Source organism: Actinomadura rubteroloni (assembly GCF_002911665.1).
GTDB lineage: Bacteria > Actinomycetota > Actinomycetes > Streptosporangiales > Streptosporangiaceae > Spirillospora > Spirillospora rubteroloni.
Genome location: NZ_MTBP01000002.1, coordinates 426909 through 445977 on the forward strand (window position 1 = coordinate 426909; position 19069 = coordinate 445977).

Here is a 19069-nt window from a genome sequence, read left to right on the forward strand (position 1 = left end):
CCGGGGGTTGCGCCCGCCCCCGCCCGGGGTTCGGTTTTCCGAGGAAGTCTATAGGGATGGGCTCTCGGCGTCCCGGCCGCGTCTCAGCCGCCGAGACGGGCGGCGACGAGGTCCCAGACGACGTCGGCGAGCGCCTCCTTCGGGCCGCGCGGCACCTCGACCGACGAGCCGTCCGCGCCGAGCACGACGGCCGCGTTGTCGGGCCGCCCGAACGCCAGGTCCGGGCCGACCTGGTTGACGACGAGCAGGTCGCAGCCCTTGCGGGCGAGCTTGGCGCGGCCGTTGGCGAGGACGTCGTCGGTCTCGGCGGCGAACCCGACGATCACCTGCCCGGCGCGCGGGCAGGCGCCGAGTTCGGCGAGGACGTCGGGGTTCTGCACCAGCTCGACCGGTTCCGGCCCGGCCCCGTCCCGCTTCTTGATCTTGGACGGGCGGTACCCGGCGGGCCGGAAGTCCGCCACGGCCGCCGCCATCACGACCGCGTCGGCCTTGCCTCCACCGGCCGACCCCGACCGGCCTTCCGTGCCGTCGGCGGCCGAGAGCACCGCGTCGCGCAGCTCCAGCGCCGACTCGACCGCGACGACCCGCACCCCGGCCGGGTCGGGCAGGGCGACGTTCGCGGCGACCAGCGTCACCCGCGCGCCGCGCGCCGCCGCCGTCCGGGCGAGCGTGTAGCCCTGCAGCCCGGACGACCGGTTGCCGAGGAACCGGACGGGGTCCAGCGCCTCCCGCGTCCCGCCCGCCGAGACCACGACGTGCCGCCCGTCCAGATCCCGGGGAAGGGCCCCGCGCGCGAGCACGCGGCGCGCGACCTCGAACAGCGCCTCGGGGTCGGGCAGCCGTCCGGGCCCGGTGTCCTTGCCGGTGAGCCGGCCGGACGCCGGGTCCACGACGATCGACCCGCGTTCCCGCAGCGTCGCGACGTTCGCCTGCGTGGCCGGGTGCTCCCACATCTCGGTGTGCATCGCGGGCGCGAACACGACCGGGCAGCGGGCGGTGAGCAGCGTGTTGGTGAGCAGGTCGTCGGCGAGCCCGTGCGCCGCGCGGGCCATCAGGTCCGCGGTGGCGGGCGCGACGAACACGAGATCGGCCGTCTGGCCGATGCGCACGTGCGGCACGTCGGCGACGCCGTCCCAGACGCGGGTCGCGACCGGACGGCCCGACAGCGCCGCCCAGGTGGGCTCCCCGACGAACCGGAGCGCGTCCGCGGTGGGCACGACCGTGACGTCGTGCCCCGACTCGGTGAACCGCCGCAGCAGCTCGCAGACCTTGTAGGCGGCGATGCCCGCGCCGACGCCGAGCACCACGCGGGGCCGGGCGGCGGGCGCGCCGTCGTGCGGAGTCATGCGGGGCCGGATCAGCCCTCGACGGGCTCGGCGTGCAGGAGCCCCTCGCGCGTCTCGCGGAGCGCGATCGACAGCGGCTTCTCCTGGACCTGGGTCTCCACCAGCGGCCCGACGTACTCCAGCAGGCCCTCGCCGAGCTGGGCGTAGTAGGCGTTGATCTGCCGGGCGCGCTTGGCCGCGATGCTCACGAGGCCGTACTTGGTGTCGACGACTTCGAGCAGCTCGTCGATCGACGGGTTGGTGATGCCTTCGTTGCTGGCTGCCACGCGGTGGCCTTCCGATCGAAGCTAAGGGTGAACAACCATCAAGGTTAGCAGTTCGGCGCACACGTCCCGGACGGACGTGTTGACGAGCGTGAGATCGAATTCCTTCTCGGCCGCGAGTTCGACGCGGGCGGCGGCGAGCCGGCGTTCGATGACGTCCGGCGGCTCGGTGCCGCGCCCGGTGAGGCGGCGGACGAGTTCGTCCCAGCTCGGCGGCGCGAGGAAGACCAGACGCGCCTCGGGCATGGTGGCGCGGACCTGGCGGGCGCCCTGGAGGTCGATCTCCAGCAGGACGGGCTCGCCCCGGGTGAGGCGTTCGACGACGGGACCGCGCGGAGTTCCATAGCGATTTCCGGCGAATTCGGCCCATTCAAGAAGTTCCCCTTCGGCGACGAGCCGGTCGAAACCGGCGTCGTCGACGAAGAAGTACTGCACACCGTGCTTTTCTCCCGGCCGGGGAGACCGGGTGGTCACCGAGACCGACAGCCACACCTCAGGATGTGAACGCCGGATCTCGGCGACGACCGTGCTCTTCCCGACGCCTGACGGACCGGAGAGGACCGTCAGCCGCCGGTGGGAGGGAGCTTGCACGTCGAAGCCTTCCGAAGCAGTCATGAATGCCTCGGAACCGGACGAGATGGAGCCGGCGCCGGGCAGGCCCGGACCGGCCGCGACGGCATCGCCGTCACGCCCGTCCACGGAGCGCGGGTCAGCGGTTTCCACCGCCGCCGAACTCACGCTCCAGGGAGGCGCGCTGGTTGGCGCCGAGACCCCGCACGCGGCGGGATTCGGCGATGCCCAGGCGCTCCATGATCTGCTTGGCACGCACCTTGCCCACACCGGGCAGGGACTCCAGGAGGGCCGACACCTTCATCTTCCCGATGACGTCGTCGGCCTGACCCTCCTTGAGGACCTCGGCGAGCGAGGTCCCCCCGTGCTTGAGCCGGTTCTTTACCTCGGCCCGCTCTTTCCGGGCCTTGGCAGCCTTCTCCAGGGCTGCGGCGCGCTGTTCGGGGGTCAGGGGCGGAAGAGCCACGCCGGGTCACCTCAGGTTTCCACTCGACGGAGTCGGACGGGACGGGAAACTAGCGAGTTCACGCCCCATAAGGCAACGTGAAAGCCCGTTTAGCCCGCCACAAAATCACGAAAATCACTCCTTGAAGCGTCCCGAATACAGAGGGTACACAACTCGGGCCCGTCCGGCACCCAACCCCCCGCCATCCTGGGACTTTCGCATGATCGTGGAAAACCGCCCATTCTGCCCCCGAATGTGTGACTCGTCACCCTGACCGGCGGGTCCGCCGCAGAGTCGGCACGCCCGTTATGGAGCGTTCCATTCACGTCCCGGGGACCCCGCCGCGACCGCTCGGCGGAGCGCGTTCAGCGCGTGGCGCGGAGCCCGGCGGCGATCCGCGCGGCGGCGGCGCCCGGGTCGCCGGCCCGCGTGATCGGACGGCCGACGACCACCAGGTCCGCCCCGGCGGCGAGCGCGCTCTCGGGCGTCGCGACGCGCGCCTGGTCCTGAACGTCCGCGCCCGCGGGCCGCACCCCCGGCGTGATGATCACGACGTCCGGCCCGACCGCCGCGCGGACCGCCGCCGCCTCGCGCGGCGAGCACACGAGCGCCCGCGCGCCCGCCTCGACGGCGAGGACCGCGAACCGCAGCACGGCGGCGGGCACCGGACCGGCGACGCCGAGCGCGGCCAGGTCCGCGTCGTCCAGCGATGTGAGAAGCGTCACTGCGGCTACGCGCGTGTCGGGCGCGGCCTCCACCGCCGCGCGCACCATGTCCGGCCCCCCGGCCGCGTGGACGGTCAGGTACGCGGGCTTCAGCCGCGCCACCGACCGCGCCGCGCCCGCCACGGTCGCCGGGATGTCGTGCAGCTTCAGGTCCAGGAACAGGTCGGCGTCACCCACGTCCCGCACCCGCGTGACCGCCTCGGCGCCGTAGCGCAGGTACAGCTCCAGCCCGACCTTGAGCGTGCTGACGTGCGGCGCGACGAGCGACGCCCAGCGCGCGGCCGTGTCCAGCTCGGGGGCGTCCAGCGCGACGGCGACGGGGGCGCGGGTCATGGCAGGGTCTCCTTGAGTTCTCCGGCGGGCTCGGCCGGCGCGGCGGGCGGCGGGACGTCGATCCCGGCGAGCGGCGGCGCGTACCCGGCGGGCTTGTGGGCCAGCCCGACGGCGTCGGCGACGCGGCCGAGCCTGCGGGCGGCCAGGGCCTCGTCCAGCTCGCGCAGGATGCGCGGGACGGCCCCGGGATCGTGGAACAGCGTCGTGCCCACCCCGACCGCCGACGCGCCCGCGAGCAGGAACTCCAGGGCGTCCAGGCCGGACGTGACGCCGCCGACCCCGACGATCGGCACGTCGGGCAGCGCGGCGTGGACCTGGTAGACGCACCGCAGCGCGATCGGGCGGATCGCCGGCCCCGACAGCCCGCCCGACACGCCGGTGAGCGTGGGCCGCAGCGTCGTGGTGTCGATCGCCGTGCCCTCGACGGTGTTGATGAGCGTCAGGCCGTCCGCACCCGCGTCCACGCAGGCCAGCGCGACGTTCGCGAGGTCGGCGGCGTCGGGCGCGAGCTTGGCGAGGACGGGCGTGCCCGGCGCCGCCCCGGCCCGCGCCGCGCGCACCACCGACGCCGCCGAGCGCGGGTGCCGGGAGAACATGCGCCCCCGGTCCTCGACGTTCGGGCAGGCGACGTTGACCTCGATCGCGGCGACGCCGGGCGCGCCGCGCAGCCGGGCGGCCAGCTCGCCGAACTCCTCGGCGCTGTCGCCCGCGATCGACACGACGACCGGGACGTCCTGCTCGGCGAGCCACGGCAGGTCCCGGTCGAGGAAGCCCTCGATGCCGGGGCCGGGCAGCCCCATCGCGGTCAGCAGCGCGCTCGGGGCCTCGGTGACGCGCGGCGTGGGCCGTCCGGCGCGGGGCCGCAGCGTCACCGACGGCGTGACGAACGCGCCGAGCTTGGACAGCTCGAAGAACGCCGCCAGCTCGCGTCCGGTGCCGGCGCACCCGGCGGCGGTCAGCAACGGCGCGGAGAGGTCGAGCGGGCCGAGGGCGGTCCGCAGGCGGTCGCTCACCGGGCGCCTCCGTCGGGGAGTGCGGCGGCGCGCGGCGCGCCGAGGGCGTCGAACGGGATCGTGCCGAGGTCGCCCCAGCGGACGCGGTCGCCGCGCAGGACGGGCCCGTCGGCGCAGGCCCGCACCATGCGCGTGACGCCGTCCTCGCCCTGGACGGGCAGGACGCACGTCATGCACGCCCCGATGCCGCACGCGCCCGTCCGGCCGAGGAACTCCTGGACCGACACCTGGGACGGCAGGCCGAACTCGGCGGCGACGCGCGTGACGGCCCGCAGCAGCGGCGTCGGGCCGCACGCGTAGACGACGTCGGCGCCCGTCTCGGCGACGACGCGGGGCAGGATCTCGCGGACGGTGCCGCGCTCCCCCGTCGAGCCGTCCTCGGTCGTGACGGTCGCGCTGTCGCCGATGCGCTGGGCCATGCGGGAGCCGAACACGTGCCGTCCGGTCGCGCCGCCGAGGACGAAGTGGACCTTGCAGCCGCGCCGGCGGAGCGTGTCGGCGAGCGCGAACAGCGCCGCGCCGCCCGGTCCCCCGCCGACCAGCAGGCAGGTGACGGGGTCCCGGGGCAGGCGGAACGGGCGGCCGAGCGGCCCGAGGACGTCGAGCTTGTCGCGGGAGCGGCGCCCGGCCAGCCACGCGGTGCCGGGCTCGCTGTCGGCGAAGACGACCTCGACCGTCCCGCCGTAGTCCGGCTTCACCTCGTAGACGCCGAAGCAGCGGCGGATCAGCCGGGACGAGTGGTCGCCGCCGACCGCCAGCGCCACGAACTGCCCCGGCCGGAACCGTTCGGCGACGGCCGGGGCGACCAGTGTCATCGCGTGGTAGTCCTGCACCCCGCGGACCGTCAGGACCGTCGCCGACGTCTGCACCGGTGAGTCGGACACAAGCTCCCTCTCGTCGTCGCTACGCGGGCGCGCTCACTCCCGCCCCGGCGCGCCGCGCAGCCGCTCGGCGTGCTCCTGCAGGGAGCGGACGCCGACATGGCCGCCGGTGATGGCCTCGATCCCCTGGACGGCGGCGGCGAGGCCCTGCACCGTGGTGACGCACGGTACGCCGCGCAGGACCGCCGCGGTGCGGATCTCGTAGCCGTCGAGCCGGGGTCCGGACTGGCCGGGGCCGCCGAACGGAGTATTGACGATGAGGTCGACCTCGCCGTCCAGGACGCGCCGCACGATGGTGGGCTCCCCGTCCGGACCGGGGCCCGCGCCGTGCTTGCGGACGATCTTGGCACGCACGCCGTTGCGGCGCAGGACCTCGGCGGTCCCCTCCGTGGCAAGAATCTCAAAGCCGAGGTCCGCGAGCCGCTTCACCGGGAAGATCATGTGCCGTTTGTCCCGGTTGGCGACGGAGACGAACACGCGTCCCTTCGTCGGCAGCGACCCGTAGGCGGCCTGCTGCGACTTGGCGTAGGCGGTGCCGAACACCTCGTCGATGCCCATGACCTCGCCCGTGGAGCGCATCTCCGGGCCGAGGACGGTGTCCACGAACTCGCCGCCCCGGTCGCGGAACCGGTCGAACGGCAGGACCGCCTCCTTGACCGCGATCGGCGCGTCCAGCGGCAGCGACCCGCCGTCCCCGGACGCCGGCAGCAGCCCCTCGGCGCGCAGCTCGGCGACCGTCGCGCCCATCATGACGCGCGCGGCGGCCTTGGCCAGCGGCACGGCCGTCGCCTTGGAGACGAACGGGACGGTCCGCGACGCGCGCGGGTTGGCCTCCAGCACGTACAGGACGCCCGCCGACAGCGCGTACTGGACGTTCATCAGCCCCCGCACGCCGATGCCCTTGGCGAGCGCCTCGGTGGACTCGCGGATGCGCCGGACGTCGTCGTGCCCGAGCGTGATCGGCGGCAGCGCGCACGCCGAGTCGCCCGAGTGGATCCCGGCCTCCTCGATGTGCTCCATCACGCCGCCGAGGTACAGCTCCTCGCCGTCGAACAGGGCGTCCACGTCGATCTCGATCGCCTCGTCCAGGAACCGGTCCACGAGGACGGGGTGGTCGGGGCTGGCCTCGGTCGCCTTGACCATGTACTCGCGCAGCGTCGCGTCGTCGTAGACGATCTCCATGCCGCGTCCGCCGAGCACGTAGGACGGCCGGACGAGCACCGGGTAGCCGATCTCGGCGGCGATGTCGCGGGCGTCCTCGTAGGACGTCGCGGTGCCGTGCTTGGGCGCGAGCAGCCCCGCGCGGTGCAGGACGCGCCCGAACGCGCCCCGGTCCTCGGCGAGGTGGATGCTCTCGGGCGAGGTGCCGACGACGGGCACGCCCGCGTTCTTGAGCCGCTGCGCGAGGCCGAGCGGCGTCTGCCCGCCGAGCTGGACGATGACGCCCGCGACCGTCCCGGTCTCCTGCTCGGCGTGGACGACCTCCAGGACGTCCTCCAGCGTCAGCGGCTCGAAGTACAGCCGCCCGGAGGTGTCGTAGTCGGTCGAGACGGTCTCGGGGTTGCAGTTGACCATGACGGTCTCGTAGCCCGCCTCGGCCAGCGTGAACGACGCGTGGACGCAGGAGTAGTCGAACTCCACGCCCTGCCCGATGCGGTTCGGCCCGGACCCGAGGATGATCACCTTGGGCTTGTCGCCCGGCGGGACCTCGGTCTCCTCGTCGTAGGACGAGTACAGGTACGGCGTCCGCGCGGCGAACTCGGCGGCGCAGGTGTCGACCGTCAGGTAGACGGGCCGGACGCCGAGCGCGTGCCGCAGCTCCCGCACGACCTCCTCCGACAGCCCGCGGATCTCGCCGATCTGCGCGTCGGAGAACCCGTGCCGCTTGGCGTGCAGCAGCGCGTCGCGGGTCAGCGCGGCGCTGGAGGTGCGGATCTCCTCGGCGATGGCGTTGAGGCCCGCGATCTGGTCCAGGAACCACGGGTCGATCGAGGTGGCCGCGTACGCCTCCTCGATCGTCGCGCCCGCCCACAGGGCCCGCTGGACGTCGCGGAGCCGTCCGTCGTGCGGGCTGCTCGCCGACTCCAGCAGCGCGACGGGGTCGCCGGGGTCGCCCGCCCAGGAGAACGGGGCGCCCTTCTGCTCCAGGGACCGCAGCGCCTTCTGGAGCGCCTCGGCGAAGTTGCGGCCGATCGCCATCGCCTCGCCGACCGACTTCATGTGCGTGGTCAGGGACGCGTCCGCGCCGGGGAACTTCTCGAACGCGAACCTGGGCACCTTGACGACCACGTAGTCGAGCGTGGGCTCGAACGACGCGGGGGTCTCGGCGGTGATGTCGTTCGGGATCTCGTCCAGCGTGTAGCCGATGGCGAGCTTGGCCGCGATCTTGGCGATCGGGAAGCCGGTGGCCTTGGACGCCAGCGCCGACGACCGCGACACGCGCGGGTTCATCTCGATGACGATCATCCGGCCGGTGCCCGGGTGGACGGCGAACTGGATGTTGCAGCCGCCGGTGTCCACGCCGACCTCGCGGATGACGGCGATGGCGACGTCCCGCATGTTCTGGTACTCGCGGTCGGTCAGGGTCAGCGCGGGCGCGACGGTGATCGAGTCGCCGGTGTGGACGCCCATCGGGTCCAGGTTCTCGATCGAGCAGACGATGACGACGTTGTCGGCCCGGTCCCGCATGACCTCCAGCTCGTACTCCTTCCAGCCGAGGATGGACTCCTCCAGGAGCACCTCGCTGGTCGGGCTGGCGGCCAGGCCGGACCCGGCGATGCGGCGCAGGTCGTTCTCGTCGTGGGCGAAGCCGGACCCGGCGCCGCCCATCGTGAACGACGGCCGTACGACCATCGGGTAGCCCAGCTCGGCGGCGGCGGCCAGGCACTCGTCCATCGTGTGGCAGATGAGCGACCGCGCCGACTCGGCGTTCAGGCCCTGCTCGGCGGCGACCTTGGCGACGACGCCCTTGAAGCGCTCGCGGTTCTCGCCCGCCTGGATCGCCTCGACGTCCGCGCCGATCAGCTCGACGCCGTACCGCTCCAGCGCGCCGCTCTCGAACAGCGCGATGGCGGTGTTCAGCGCGGTCTGGCCGCCGAGCGTGGGCAGCAGCGCGTCCGGCCGCTCCTTGGCGATGATCTTCTCGACGACCTCGGGGGTGATCGGCTCGACGTAGGTCGCGTCGGCCAGCTCGGGGTCGGTCATGATCGTCGCGGGGTTGCTGTTGACGAGGATGACCCGCAGGCCCTCGGCCCGCAGCACCCGGCACGCCTGGCTGCCGGAGTAGTCGAACTCGGCCGCCTGGCCGATGACGATCGGCCCGGAGCCGATCACGAGAACGCTGGAAAGGTCCGTCCGGCGCGGCATCACTCCGCTCCCTTCGTCATCAGGTCGCAGAAGCGGTCGAACAGGCCGGTGGCGTCGTGCGGGCCCGCCGCCGCCTCCGGGTGGTACTGGACGGAGAACGCGGGCCGCTCCAGCAGCCGCAGGCCCTCCACGCAGCCGTCGTTGAGGTTGACGTGGCTCACCTCGGCGCGGCCGTAGGGCGTGTCGAACGGGCCGTCGGTCGGCGCGTCCACCGCGAAGCCGTGGTTGTGCGCCGACACCGCGACGCGTCCGGTCGCGCGGTCCTGCACGGGCTGGTTGACGCCCCGGTGCCCGAACCGCAGCTTGTACGTCCCGAGGCCGAGCGCGCGGCCGAAGATCTGGTTCCCGAAGCAGATCCCGAAGAACGGGACCTCGGCCGTCAGGACGCCGCGCAGCGCGGCCACCGCGCCGTCGGCGGTCGCCGGGTCGCCGGGGCCGTTGGAGAAGAACACGCCGTCGGGGCGCAGCGCGAGGATGTCGGCGGCGGTGACGTCGGCGGGCAGCACGTGGACCTCGCAGCCCCGCTCGGCCAGCCGGTGCGGCGTCATCGCCTTGATGCCGAGGTCCACGGCGGCGACGGTGAACCGCTTCGCCCCGATCGCCGGGACGACGTACGGCTCCAGCGTCGAGACCTCCTTGGCCAGGTCCGCGCCCTCCATGCCGGGGGCCGCCTGGACGCGCGCGACGAGTTCGCGCTCGTCCGCGACCGCCGGGCCGCTGAAGATCCCGGCGCGCATCGCGCCCCGGTCCCGCAGGTGGCGGGTCAGCGCGCGGGTGCCGGGGATCGCGATCCCGACGACGCCCTGGTCGCGCAGCGCCGACCCGAGCGACCCGGTGGCCCGCCAGTTCGACGCGACCCGCGCGGGCTCGCGCACGACGTACCCGGCGACCTGGATGCGGGACGACTCGGGGTCCTCCTCGTTCACGCCCGTGTTGCCGACGTGCGGGGCGGTCATCGCGACGATCTGCCGCGCGTACGACGGGTCGGTCAGCGTCTCCTGGTAGCCGGTCATGCCGGTGTTGAAGACGATCTCGCCGAGCGTCTCCCCCACGGCCCCGTACGGCGTCCCCCGGAAGACGCGCCCGTCCTCCAGCACAAGGATTGCGGTCTCGGTCACTGCAGCTTTCCTTCCAGCACGGTGGGGCGGCCCCGCAGGAACGTGGCGACGACCCGGCCGGGGAGGGTGAGCCCGGCGTAGGGGGTGTTGCGGCTCTTGGACGTCATCGCGGCCGGGTCCACGGCGCGGCGCGGCGCGGTGTCGTACACGGTCAGGTTCGCGGGGGCGCCCGGCTCGATCGGCCGGCCCTGCCCGTCCAGCCGCCCGATCCGCGCGGGCGCGAACGACATGCGGTCGGCGACGCCGGCCCAGTCCAGCAGGCCGGTCTCGATCATCGCCTCCTGGACGACCGGCAGCGCCGTCTCCAGCCCGATCATCCCCATCGCCGCCTCGGCCCACTCGGTCTCCTTGGCCTCGACCGGGTGCGGGGCGTGGTCGGTGGCGACGCAGTCGACGGTGCCGTCGGCGAGGGCGTGCCGCAGCGCGGTGACGTCGTCGGCGGTGCGCAGCGGCGGGTTCACCTTGAAGATCGGGTCGTAGCCGCAGGCGCGGGTGTCGTCCAGCAGCAGGTGGTGCGGCGTCACCTCGGCGGTGACCTGGCAGCCCCGGCTCTTGGCCCACCGGATGATCTCGACGGACCCGGCGGTCGACACGTGGCAGACGTGCAGCCGGGACCCGACGTGCTCGGCGAGCAGCACGTCCCGCGCGATGATCGCCTCCTCGGCGACCGCAGGCCAGCCGCGCAGCCCGAGCGCCGCCGACATCTCGCCCTCGTTGAGCTGGGCGCCCTCGGTCAGCCTCGGCTCCTGCGCGTGCTGCGCGACGACGCCGTCGAACGCCTTCACGTACTCCAGCGCCCGCCGCATGATCACCGCGTCGGACACGCAGTGCCCGTCGTCGGAGAACACCCGGACGCGGGCGGCCGAGTCGGCCATCGCGCCCAGCTCGGCGAGCTGCTCGCCGCGGATGCCGTTGGTGACCGCGCCGACCGGGTGGACGTCGCAGTACGCCGCCTCGCGGCCGAGCCGCCAGACCTGCTCCACGACGCCGGCCGTGTCGGCCACCGGGTCGGTGTTGGCCATCGCGTGGACGGCCGTGAACCCGCCCATCGCGGCGGCCTTCGTCCCGGACTCGACGGTCTCGGCGTCCTCGCGGCCGGGCTCGCGCAGGTGGGTGTGCAGGTCTACCAGGCCGGGCAGCACGATGAGGCCGGTGGCGTCCACGACCTCGGCGCCGTCGGCGTCCAGGCCGCGGCCGACCGCCGCGATCACGCCGTCGCGGACGAGGACGTCCGCCGTCTCGCCGCCGAGGATCCGGCCGTTCCTGATCAGGTACGCGGTCACGCGGGGACCTCCTTGCCGATGGCGGGCTCGGAGCCTCCGAGCAGCAGATAGAGCACGGCCATCCGGGCGCTGACGCCGTTGGCGACCTGCTCGACGATCGTGGACCGCACCGAGTCGGCGACCTCCGCCGCGATCTCCACGCCCCGGTTCATCGGCCCGGGGTGCATGACGATCGCGTGCTCGGGCAGCTTCGCCATGCGCGGCGCGTCCAGGCCGTAGCGGCGGCTGTACTCGCGGACGGTCGGGAAGTACGCCGCGTTCATCCGCTCCTGCTGGACGCGCAGCATCATCACGACGTCGCTCTTGGGCAGCACCGCGTCGAGGTCGTAGGAGATCTCGCACGGCCACGACCCGACCGCGACCGGGAACAGCGTCGGCGGCCCCACCAGCGTGACCTCCGCGCCGAGCGTGGCCAGCAGCAGCACGTTGGAACGGGCCACGCGGCTGTGCAGGACGTCCCCGACGATCGTCACGCGGCGGCCGTCCAGGTCGCCGAGGCGGCGGCGCATCGTGAACGCGTCCAGCAGCGCCTGCGTCGGGTGCTCGTGCGTGCCGTCGCCCGCGTTCACGACGCTGCCGCGCACCCAGCTCGCCAGCCGGTGCGGGGCGCCGGACGCGCCGTGGCGGATCACCACGCCGTCCGCGCCCATCGCCTCCAGCGTGAGCGCGGTGTCCTTCAGGCTCTCGCCCTTGGACACGCTGGACCCCTTCGCCGAGAAGTTGATCACATCGGCGGACAGGCGCTTGGCGGCGGCCTCGAACGAGATGCGGGTGCGGGTCGAGTCCTCGTAGAACAGGTTGACGACCGTCCGGCCGCGCAGCGTCGGGAGCTTCTTGACGGTCCGGCCGGCGACCTGGGCCATCTCCTCGGCCGTGTCGAGGACGAGCAGCGCGTCGTCGCGGGTCAGGTCCGCCGCCGAGATCAGATGGCGGTTCACTCGTCCTCCTCGGCGGTTCCGGCGACGGGTCCGAGCAGGACCGCGTCGCGGCCGTCGTTCTCCGCCAGCAGCACGCGGACGGTCTCGCGCATCGACGTCGGCAGGTTCTTGCCCACGTAGTCGGCGCGGATGGGCAGGTCGCGGTGGCCCCGGTCGACGAGGACGGCGAGCTGCACCGCCCGGGGCCGGCCGAGGTCGTTCACCGCGTCGAGCGCGGCGCGGACGGTGCGGCCGGAGAACAGCACGTCGTCCACCAGCACGACGACCCGGTCGTCCACGCCCTCGGGCGGCGGCTCGGTGCGGCCGAGCGCGCGGGCGGGCTTCAGCCGCAGGTCGTCGCGGTACATGGTCACGTCGAGCGAGCCCCACGGGAACGCGCGGCCCTCGACCTCCTCTAGGGCGCCCGCGAGGCGCTCGGCGAGCGTCACGCCGCGGGTCTGGATGCCGAGCAGGACGACGCCGTCGCCGCCCTTGGTGCGTTCGAGGATCTCGTGCGCGATGCGCGTCAGTGCGCGCCGGATGTCCGGTCCCTCCAGGACGGCCTTGGCCCCGGGACCGTCGGCCGCACGCCCGGAACCGGGCTCGCGGAAGGCAGCATTCACCGCCGAACCCCCTTTCCCGCCTCACAGGACGGGTCTTAAAGGACGCCTTGTCCCGTTCACGGTAGCAGGGGCCCCGGACCGCCCCGCACCCGGCGTCCGACCGTCTTGCCTGGTGAGAGGCGTCACACGTGGGTATACAGAGCGGACACGGGCCGGCGTGCGGGCGGGCCGCCGGGACGGTGCGCACGGGCGCCCGGCGCCCTACCGCATGACCCCGGGAAGAGCAGCGGATTCGACCGCTTTTTTCCAATCGGCTTGACCTTCGGCCGTCCCCGTTTTACCGTCACTGTCCGTAACCATCCCTGGAGGCAGTCTCTAGAGGCCCGAACCGGCCCCCTGACCTGTCTCCCCCCGGGACGATCCGCCGCGATCAACCGGGGCCGTTGAACGACGATGAAAGTGAGCCTGGGGGGCCGCGAAATGCCGTCTGAATACGCTAAGGCTCTCGGTGCGCGCCTGCGCGCCATCCGCACCCAGCAGGGCCTGTCCCTGCACGGAGTGGAGGAGAAGTCGCGAGGGCGCTGGAAGGCCGTCGTCGTGGGTTCGTACGAGCGGGGCGACCGAGCCGTCACCGTGCAGAAACTGGCCGAGCTCGCCGATTTCTACGGCGTGCCGGTCTCGGAGCTGCTGCCCGGCGGCGCCGCGCCGAGCCCGCTCGGGCCGACGCCCAAGCTCGTGATCGACCTTGAGCGCCTGCAGCAGCTCCCGAAGGACAAGGCCGGGCCCCTCGCCCGCTACGCCCAGACGATCCAGAGCCAGCGGGGCGACTACAACGGGAAGGTCCTCTCGATCCGTCAGGAGGACCTGCGCTCCCTCGCCGTGATCTACGACAAGTCCCCGACCGAGCTCACCGAGGAGCTGATCGGCTGGGGCGTCCTGGACCCGGAGGCCCGCCGGGCCGTCGAGTCCTTCTAGCGCGTTCGCCGGGGGCGGGGACGGATCCGATCCGTCCCCGCCCCCGGCGTTCGCGGGGACCGGAGGCGCGGGCCAAGGGGCGAACCCGCGCCCCCGGCCGGAATGACGACCGGTCCGGGGGGATGAACCGGCCGCCGGGCCACGAACCGACGACCTCGGCCACCACGCGAGCCGTCCCGCCACACGACGACCAGGCCCGCCGGGGCCACCTCAGCCGCCGCGCGGCAGAGCGTCCGCCGCGATGGCGCCGGGGCCGGGCGACCGCGTGCGCTGAACGACGGGGCGAGCGTGTGCTCGCCCCGGCCGAACTCCCAGGCCGAAGATCGCGAAGCGATGCCGTGGTCGCGCGTCCGTCCGGCGCGGGGACGAGCCGCCGCGCCGGGAGATTTACAACATCGCCTGGCCCGGGACGCCGAGCGTGTCCTCGACCAGGGAGACGAACACGTCGGCGTCCTGGACGAGTTCGTCGGCCTCGCGCGGCGTCACCGCGCGCGGCAGGCCGGCCTCGGCGGCGGCGCGCTTGTCCGCGCCCGCCGCGAAGAACGCGGCCCATTCGCGCAGCGCCGGGTCGGCCTCGGGCAGCAGCACCCACACGCTGCGCGGCCGTCCGCGCCGATGGGTCTCCAGGGGCTCGGACGCGGCGAGCACGGCCGCCGCCGCGCGCAGCGCCGCCATGTGGGCGTGGACGTACCGGAGCGCGGGCGAGGTCGCCTCGGCGGCCTCGGCGAGGCTCCGCCGCGCGGCGTGCAACTGGCCGACGGCCGTGTGCGCCGGACGGGGGGCCGGGACGGGACGGGGGCGTGGACTCGGCGTGGGACTCGGCGCGGGGCTCGGCGTCGCACTCGGCGCCGGTCCGGGCCGCGCGGGCGCGTGGGCGCCTCGGGTCACGGTCGTGTCGTGTGTCGTTCCGGACATGGTGCCTCCTTCCGGGCGCGGGCGCCCGGCCGGGCAGGAAGCTTCCCCTCTCCCTGCCCGGCCGGCCGGGTCCACCGCCGTCGCGCATACGGCGGCGGACCCGCTGGCCCTGGCGCGATCCGCGAGTATCGCGCCACATCGAACAAAAGTTCGATGCCACACCAGTTAACCGCCCCCGCGACGATTCGTCAATATGTTCGAACGGACACCGCGTCCCATCGCCACCGACTCCCCCGAGGACCCCTTCTGACCAGGCAATACACCTGTTCGATCGAACATCACTCGTACCGCGGAACCCGCCGCACGACACCCGCACCGAGCAGCACACGCCCCGCAACCGCCCACCGCCGCTCCAGCGCTCGCGCGACGACGTAGTACACGGCCCCGAACACCCCGGTCAGCACCTCGCCCACCGGCCCGGCGGGCAGATCCAACCCCGCTCGGGCCGCCAGCGAGATCAGCACCCCGGCCAGGAACGGCACGACCGTGCGAACGACACTGTCCAACATCAGAACCTCCGAAAAGAGGCCGCCGCCGCGCCCCTGGCGAGGCGCGGCGGCGGCCCGGTCAGGACCCGGCGAGACCCGCGACGATGGACGCCACCGCCGACAGCAGCCCGAGCACGACCGACAGCGGCAGCGCGTACCGCCACCGCTCGCTCGCGCGCAGCCGCTGCTCATGGTCGGCGAGCTGGGCGCGGATCTGCTCGAAGGTGGTGAGCATCCCGTCCACCTTGCCGCCCAGGGCGACGAGCTTGTCGTAGATGTCCCGGGCCGTGATGATCACGCCGGGCGGCGGCGTCATCGGCTCATTCATCGGCTTCCGTCTCCGGGACGTCCGGCTCGGACGTCCTCATGATCACTAGGGGCACGGCGCTTCCTCCTCTCCGCCGGTCAGGTCCACGTGTCGCCCTGCCAGACGCGGACGTCGGCCTGCGCGGACGCTCCCACGCGCACGGTCGGCCGCGCCCACACGTCGTCGTCCGTCCACACCTTGGTGGTGGTGTCCGGTTCGGGGCGGAAGCCGGTCGCGTCGAACGTCTTCGCCAGTTGGGCGAGCACCTGTCCCGTGTGGTCGCGGCCGGTGAACTCGACCTTGATCGTGTCCCCGGCGTCCGTGACCTGGACATGGCCGAACTGCCCGGTGCCGGCCGGCGCGACGATCGGCCCGATCTGCCACGTCCCCGACCCGCTGGACGTCTGGTCGAGCGGCGCGGCCACGAGTTCGACCGCGCCGATCCGCGAGTTGCGGCCATCGTCGGCGGCGATGGCGTGCATGTCCGCGCTGAGCACGACCATCTTGGCGCCCAGCCCGTAGGCGTTGATGAACGCGTTGATCTCGGCGAACTCGGTCTGGTAGTCGCCCCACCGGTCGCCGCCGGCCGCCGACATCCGGTGCGGGATGGACTCGCAGAGGAACACGACGGGCTCGGCGCACGTCTGCAGCAGGTCCAGGAACCACCGCTTCTGCTCGGTGCCGAGCATGGTCTTGCTCGCGCCCTCCGCATCCGTCGTGTTCGAACGGAACGTCCGGGTGTCGAGCAGGATGAACCGGCACCGTCCGACCACCCAGGTGCAGTACAGGCCCGAGGCGGGCAGCGGGTAGAACGTCCCGTGCGCCCGCATCGACTCCTGCGCCGCCGCCGCGCCGACCGATCCCGACCAGCCGAACCGTCCGGTGAAATCGTGGTTGTCCCAGGTGGCGACCGTCGGCACCTCGCGGAGGAGCCGGCTGTACCGAGCGGTCGAGTACGCGTCCTCGAACGCCGCGTCGTACTGCGTCCGGTCCGCGGAGTCGATGTCCGAGTAGTGGATGTCGCCCATGAACAGGAACTGCAGCGGATTCATGGAGCGGATCTGGTCGTAGACGACGTGATTGGACGACCTGATGCGGTCCCCGGCGAAGCAGAACCCGAAGTCCGCCTGCGCGCCCGGCACCGGCAGCGTCCGCAGCCGGCCCTGGTCGGCGAGGACGGCGCCGTCCGCCTCGACGGCCCAGTAGTACGCGGTCGCCGCGGCCAGGCCCGACACCTCGTGCTTGCTGAGCCCGCGCCCGTCGGGGGCCTGCGCGGACGACGCCACCGGGTTCGCGAGGTCCGCGCTCGCCGAGACGAGCACGCGAACGCTCGCCGCGCCGGTCGTCCGGACGGTGAAGCGGGCCGCGGACTCGGTCGTCGCCCCGACCCAGCCGTAGGAGAGCCCGGCCATCTAGTTCTGCCTCCGCGTCAGGCCGATCTGGATGCCGAAGCCGTTGTCCGAACCGGGCTGGAACGACGCCGTCTTGACCCCGGACGGCCCGGCGACCGGCTGCGCGAAGTCGCAGACCAGCACCGAGGGGACCTGACTGGAGCCCGTCCCGGTCTGGTAGAGCCGCCGCGTGGTGCCCGCCGGGTCGGTGACGGCCGTCGGGACGCCGGGCGACTTCTCCCCGAAGACCGACAGGACGAGCACGTCCGGGACCGCCGTGTTGATCGACGGCGCGTCGCTGTTGTTGCCCGTGCCCGAGCGGATCGCGAACGCGCCCACCTGCGGCGTGCTCGCCGCGTTCGCGTACGCCACGATTCCCGCCGACACGCGGGCCGCGAAGGACGTCTGGGTCGCCGTCGCGAAGCCCCACGACGGCGCCGTGTCGCCCGCCGCGTAGACCTTGCCGTAGATCGCGATGCGCGTGTCCCCGCCGAACTGCTGGGACGTCTGCAGGACCGTCCAGCCGTCCGGCTGCGCGGACAGCAGTTCGCCGCTGCCGGACGCGAACACGACGGCGGCCACGAGGTAGTCCCCCGGCACCAGGCCGTTGGGCAGCGCGCAGGTCACCGTGGACGCCACGGTGAACACGCCGTTGGCCGCGCGGAACGCGATCGGGTTCCCGCCTGTCGGGGCGGACGTGTCGAACCAGACGTCGCCCGTGCCGGGGTTGCCGGGGGCCGTCGGGGACGCCGTGAGCCGTCCGACGCCCGACAGCCTGTCCTCCAGGGCGGCCAGCCGCGTCGCGACCTCGCCCACTTCGGCGCCGAGGTCGGTCGCGGTGATGAGCCGCCGCGCGCCCGAGCCGTCCAGCGACGCCGAGGCCCACATCGCGCGGACGCCGTCGGGCGCGGTGCCGAACGCGGGGATGGCGCCGGACGCGTCCGAGGTGACCGCGTCGTTCGGGATCGCGGTGCCCGTCGTGTCGAGGAGCCCGGTGATCTGCACGCCGCCGGTCGCCGCCGACCAGAACGTCACCGCGACGTTCGGCGCGAGCCGCAGTTCACCCGATTCTCCTTGCGTCACCACATAGTCGGCGATGCCTCCGCCGAACGAATGCCTCGCCATTCAAACCACCCCTGCCTTGCACAACTGGTTGTTCATTCGATGTCTCCCGGGCATGCAAAAAGCCCCGGCGAAGCGGGGCTTTGAAGAAGCGGTTCGGTCAGGCGCCGAGCCAGGTGTTCGACAGGTAGACGTGGTGGCCGATCGGAATGTCGGCGGCGACGTGCTGGAGCAGGACTTCGCCTGTGCTCGGGTCCACGTAAAGGCGTCCCGGCACCACGTAACCGCCCTTGGTGCCGTTGTCGCAGACCACCGCCGGCGAATGCCGGAAGGCGGGCATGAATTCTCGCCGGGGAAGCACGGCGAGAAGCGTGCCGTCCGCGTCGGATTTGCCGTAGACGCTGTTGACGCGCCGCATCGCGCCCGCCAGGTAGACGACGCCGTTGACCCGGCGGACCTTCACCTGCCAGCTCGTCTCCCAGACGGTCGGCCACGCGGGCTGGAGGTCGACCCAGCCGGTGTCCTCGGCGACGACGCGCCAGTTCGTCCCGCCCGTGTTCCCGACCCAGCGCGCGGTGTCGCTCTCGTAGACGAGCTGTCCCATCGCGGGCTTGTCGGGACGGTTTCCGGAGAAACTCGGGGCCACACCGGCGCCGGCGAACTCGCGGGCGTCCGTCACGTCGGCGGTCCCGATCGTCGTGGCGTTCGCGCCGACGCGGATCGTGGCGAGCGGCAGCTCCCACACACCGCCCGGCGTCCGGACGGGGTCGGGCGCCTTCAGCGTGCCGGGCGTGCCCTGCCGGACCTGGAACGTCACGGCGTCGGCCGCCGGATCGGCGTGCAGCACCGCCAGGTCCGTGCGCTGCTGCGCGGACGCGGCGGCGACCGTCGCCGTCTCCCCCGTGCCCGACGACTCGTACCAGTAGCCGCCGACGTGGGCGAACCCGGGCGACATCTTCACCGTCATGCCGCCGGCCGGCGCGACCTTGCACGCCGTGTCGGACGGGTTGCCGCGGACGCCGTCGAGCTGGAACCCCTGGAACAGGCGGGCCAGCTCGATCTCCGTCGCGATCGGCTTGGTCTCGAACACTCCAGACTTCTCGGTCAT

Annotated in this window: 19 protein-coding genes; 1 reads left to right on the forward strand and 18 read right to left on the reverse strand. The window is 73.2% G+C overall.

Annotated elements, in window-relative coordinates; genetic code table 11:
- Positions 1-83: 83 nt before the first annotated feature.
- From coaBC to pyrR, 12 genes are all read right to left on the reverse strand, one after another.
- Positions 84-1346, reverse strand: a complete 1263-nt coding sequence (coaBC, locus tag BTM25_RS13365) for a bifunctional phosphopantothenoylcysteine decarboxylase/phosphopantothenate--cysteine ligase CoaBC (RefSeq protein WP_103563233.1) — start codon at positions 1344-1346, stop codon at positions 84-86.
- A gap of 11 nt (positions 1347-1357) precedes the next feature.
- A complete protein-coding gene (gene rpoZ / locus BTM25_RS13370) occupies positions 1358-1612 on the reverse strand; it encodes a DNA-directed RNA polymerase subunit omega (RefSeq protein WP_103563234.1) in 255 nt (84 codons plus the stop codon).
- A 21-nt stretch (positions 1613-1633) separates the two neighbouring features.
- Complete coding sequence (gene gmk / locus BTM25_RS13375; protein WP_103564615.1) at positions 1634-2224, reverse strand: guanylate kinase; 591 nt, start codon at positions 2222-2224, stop codon at positions 1634-1636.
- A 94-nt stretch (positions 2225-2318) separates the two neighbouring features.
- Positions 2319-2645 carry an integration host factor, actinobacterial type gene (gene mihF / locus BTM25_RS13380; RefSeq protein WP_019630791.1) on the reverse strand — a complete coding sequence of 109 codons (327 nt, stop codon included), beginning with the start codon at positions 2643-2645 and terminating at the stop codon, positions 2319-2321.
- Positions 2646-2989: 344 nt separating this feature from the next.
- Positions 2990-3682: an orotidine-5'-phosphate decarboxylase gene (pyrF, locus tag BTM25_RS13385; RefSeq protein WP_103563235.1), complete on the reverse strand. Its 693-nt coding sequence runs from the start codon at positions 3680-3682 to the stop codon at positions 2990-2992.
- Positions 3679-4695 (reverse strand): dihydroorotate dehydrogenase, encoded by a 1017-nt coding sequence (locus tag BTM25_RS13390; protein WP_103563236.1) that lies wholly within the window; start codon positions 4693-4695, stop codon positions 3679-3681. The genes pyrF and BTM25_RS13390 overlap by 4 nt, the downstream gene beginning before the upstream one ends.
- Positions 4692-5579, reverse strand: a complete 888-nt coding sequence (locus tag BTM25_RS13395; protein ID WP_103563237.1) for a dihydroorotate dehydrogenase electron transfer subunit — start codon at positions 5577-5579, stop codon at positions 4692-4694. The genes BTM25_RS13390 and BTM25_RS13395 overlap by 4 nt, the downstream gene beginning before the upstream one ends.
- Before the next feature lie 33 nt (positions 5580-5612).
- Positions 5613-8942, reverse strand: a complete 3330-nt coding sequence (gene carB / locus BTM25_RS13400) for a carbamoyl-phosphate synthase large subunit (protein WP_103563238.1) — start codon at positions 8940-8942, stop codon at positions 5613-5615.
- Positions 8942-10060 (reverse strand): glutamine-hydrolyzing carbamoyl-phosphate synthase small subunit, encoded by a 1119-nt coding sequence (gene carA / locus BTM25_RS13405; RefSeq protein ID WP_103563239.1) that lies wholly within the window; start codon positions 10058-10060, stop codon positions 8942-8944. The genes carB and carA overlap by 1 nt, the downstream gene beginning before the upstream one ends.
- Positions 10057-11343: a dihydroorotase gene (locus BTM25_RS13410; protein WP_103563240.1), complete on the reverse strand. Its 1287-nt coding sequence runs from the start codon at positions 11341-11343 to the stop codon at positions 10057-10059. Before BTM25_RS13410 ends, carA begins: the two co-directional genes overlap by 4 nt.
- Entirely contained in the window at positions 11340-12281 is a 942-nt protein-coding gene (locus tag BTM25_RS13415; protein ID WP_103563241.1) for an aspartate carbamoyltransferase catalytic subunit, read from the reverse strand. The genes BTM25_RS13410 and BTM25_RS13415 overlap by 4 nt, the downstream gene beginning before the upstream one ends.
- Positions 12278-12883, reverse strand: a complete 606-nt coding sequence (gene pyrR / locus BTM25_RS13420) for a bifunctional pyr operon transcriptional regulator/uracil phosphoribosyltransferase PyrR (RefSeq protein WP_103563242.1) — start codon at positions 12881-12883, stop codon at positions 12278-12280. Before pyrR ends, BTM25_RS13415 begins: the two co-directional genes overlap by 4 nt.
- A 420-nt stretch (positions 12884-13303) precedes the next feature.
- Between pyrR and bldD the strand changes: the two genes are divergently transcribed.
- The gene (bldD, locus tag BTM25_RS13425) at positions 13304-13798 is read left to right on the forward strand and encodes a transcriptional regulator BldD (RefSeq protein WP_103563243.1); all 495 of its coding nucleotides are present in this window, start codon (positions 13304-13306) and stop codon (positions 13796-13798) included.
- 387 nt (positions 13799-14185) lie between these two features.
- Here the strand turns inward: bldD and BTM25_RS30700 are convergent, their stop codons facing one another.
- The 6 genes from BTM25_RS30700 to BTM25_RS13455 all read right to left on the reverse strand — a co-directional run bounded on the left by BTM25_RS30700 (position 14186) and on the right by BTM25_RS13455 (position 19069).
- Positions 14186-14713: an SAV_6107 family HEPN domain-containing protein gene (locus BTM25_RS30700; RefSeq protein WP_268877660.1), complete on the reverse strand. Its 528-nt coding sequence runs from the start codon at positions 14711-14713 to the stop codon at positions 14186-14188.
- Between the two features lie 278 nt (positions 14714-14991).
- Complete coding sequence (locus BTM25_RS13435; protein ID WP_103563244.1) at positions 14992-15222, reverse strand: hypothetical protein; 231 nt, start codon at positions 15220-15222, stop codon at positions 14992-14994.
- Positions 15223-15280: 58 nt separating this feature from the next.
- Positions 15281-15529 carry a hypothetical protein gene (locus tag BTM25_RS13440; RefSeq protein WP_235828393.1) on the reverse strand — a complete coding sequence of 83 codons (249 nt, stop codon included), beginning with the start codon at positions 15527-15529 and terminating at the stop codon, positions 15281-15283.
- A gap of 77 nt (positions 15530-15606) precedes the next feature.
- Positions 15607-16920, reverse strand: a complete 1314-nt coding sequence (locus tag BTM25_RS13445; protein WP_103563246.1) for an alkaline phosphatase D family protein — start codon at positions 16918-16920, stop codon at positions 15607-15609.
- Positions 16921-18024: a hypothetical protein gene (locus BTM25_RS13450; protein ID WP_103563247.1), complete on the reverse strand. Its 1104-nt coding sequence runs from the start codon at positions 18022-18024 to the stop codon at positions 16921-16923.
- 97 nt (positions 18025-18121) lie between these two features.
- The gene (locus tag BTM25_RS13455) at positions 18122-19069 is read right to left on the reverse strand and encodes a hypothetical protein (RefSeq protein WP_103563248.1); all 948 of its coding nucleotides are present in this window, start codon (positions 19067-19069) and stop codon (positions 18122-18124) included.

Excerpts from the sequence above, each read along its gene's own strand:
- coaBC (WP_103563233.1), bottom strand. The coding sequence starts at position 1,346 with ATGACTCCGCACGACGGCGCGCCCGCCGCCCGGCCCCGCGTGGTGCTC.
- gmk (WP_103564615.1), bottom strand. The coding sequence starts at position 2,224 with ATGACTGCTTCGGAAGGCTTCGACGTGCAAGCTCCCTCCCACCGGCGG.
- pyrF (WP_103563235.1), bottom strand. The coding sequence starts at position 3,682 with ATGACCCGCGCCCCCGTCGCCGTCGCGCTGGACGCCCCCGAGCTGGAC.
- carB (WP_103563238.1), bottom strand. The coding sequence starts at position 8,942 with ATGCCGCGCCGGACGGACCTTTCCAGCGTTCTCGTGATCGGCTCCGGG.
- bldD (WP_103563243.1), top strand. The coding sequence starts at position 13,304 with ATGCCGTCTGAATACGCTAAGGCTCTCGGTGCGCGCCTGCGCGCCATC.
- BTM25_RS30700 (WP_268877660.1), bottom strand. The coding sequence starts at position 14,713 with ATGTCCGGAACGACACACGACACGACCGTGACCCGAGGCGCCCACGCG.
- BTM25_RS13435 (WP_103563244.1), bottom strand. The coding sequence starts at position 15,222 with ATGTTGGACAGTGTCGTTCGCACGGTCGTGCCGTTCCTGGCCGGGGTG.
- BTM25_RS13440 (WP_235828393.1), bottom strand. The coding sequence starts at position 15,529 with ATGAATGAGCCGATGACGCCGCCGCCCGGCGTGATCATCACGGCCCGG.
- BTM25_RS13445 (WP_103563246.1), bottom strand. The coding sequence starts at position 16,920 with ATGGCCGGGCTCTCCTACGGCTGGGTCGGGGCGACGACCGAGTCCGCG.
- BTM25_RS13450 (WP_103563247.1), bottom strand. The coding sequence starts at position 18,024 with ATGGCGAGGCATTCGTTCGGCGGAGGCATCGCCGACTATGTGGTGACG.
- BTM25_RS13455 (WP_103563248.1), bottom strand. The coding sequence starts at position 19,069 with ATGACCGAGAAGTCTGGAGTGTTCGAGACCAAGCCGATCGCGACGGAG.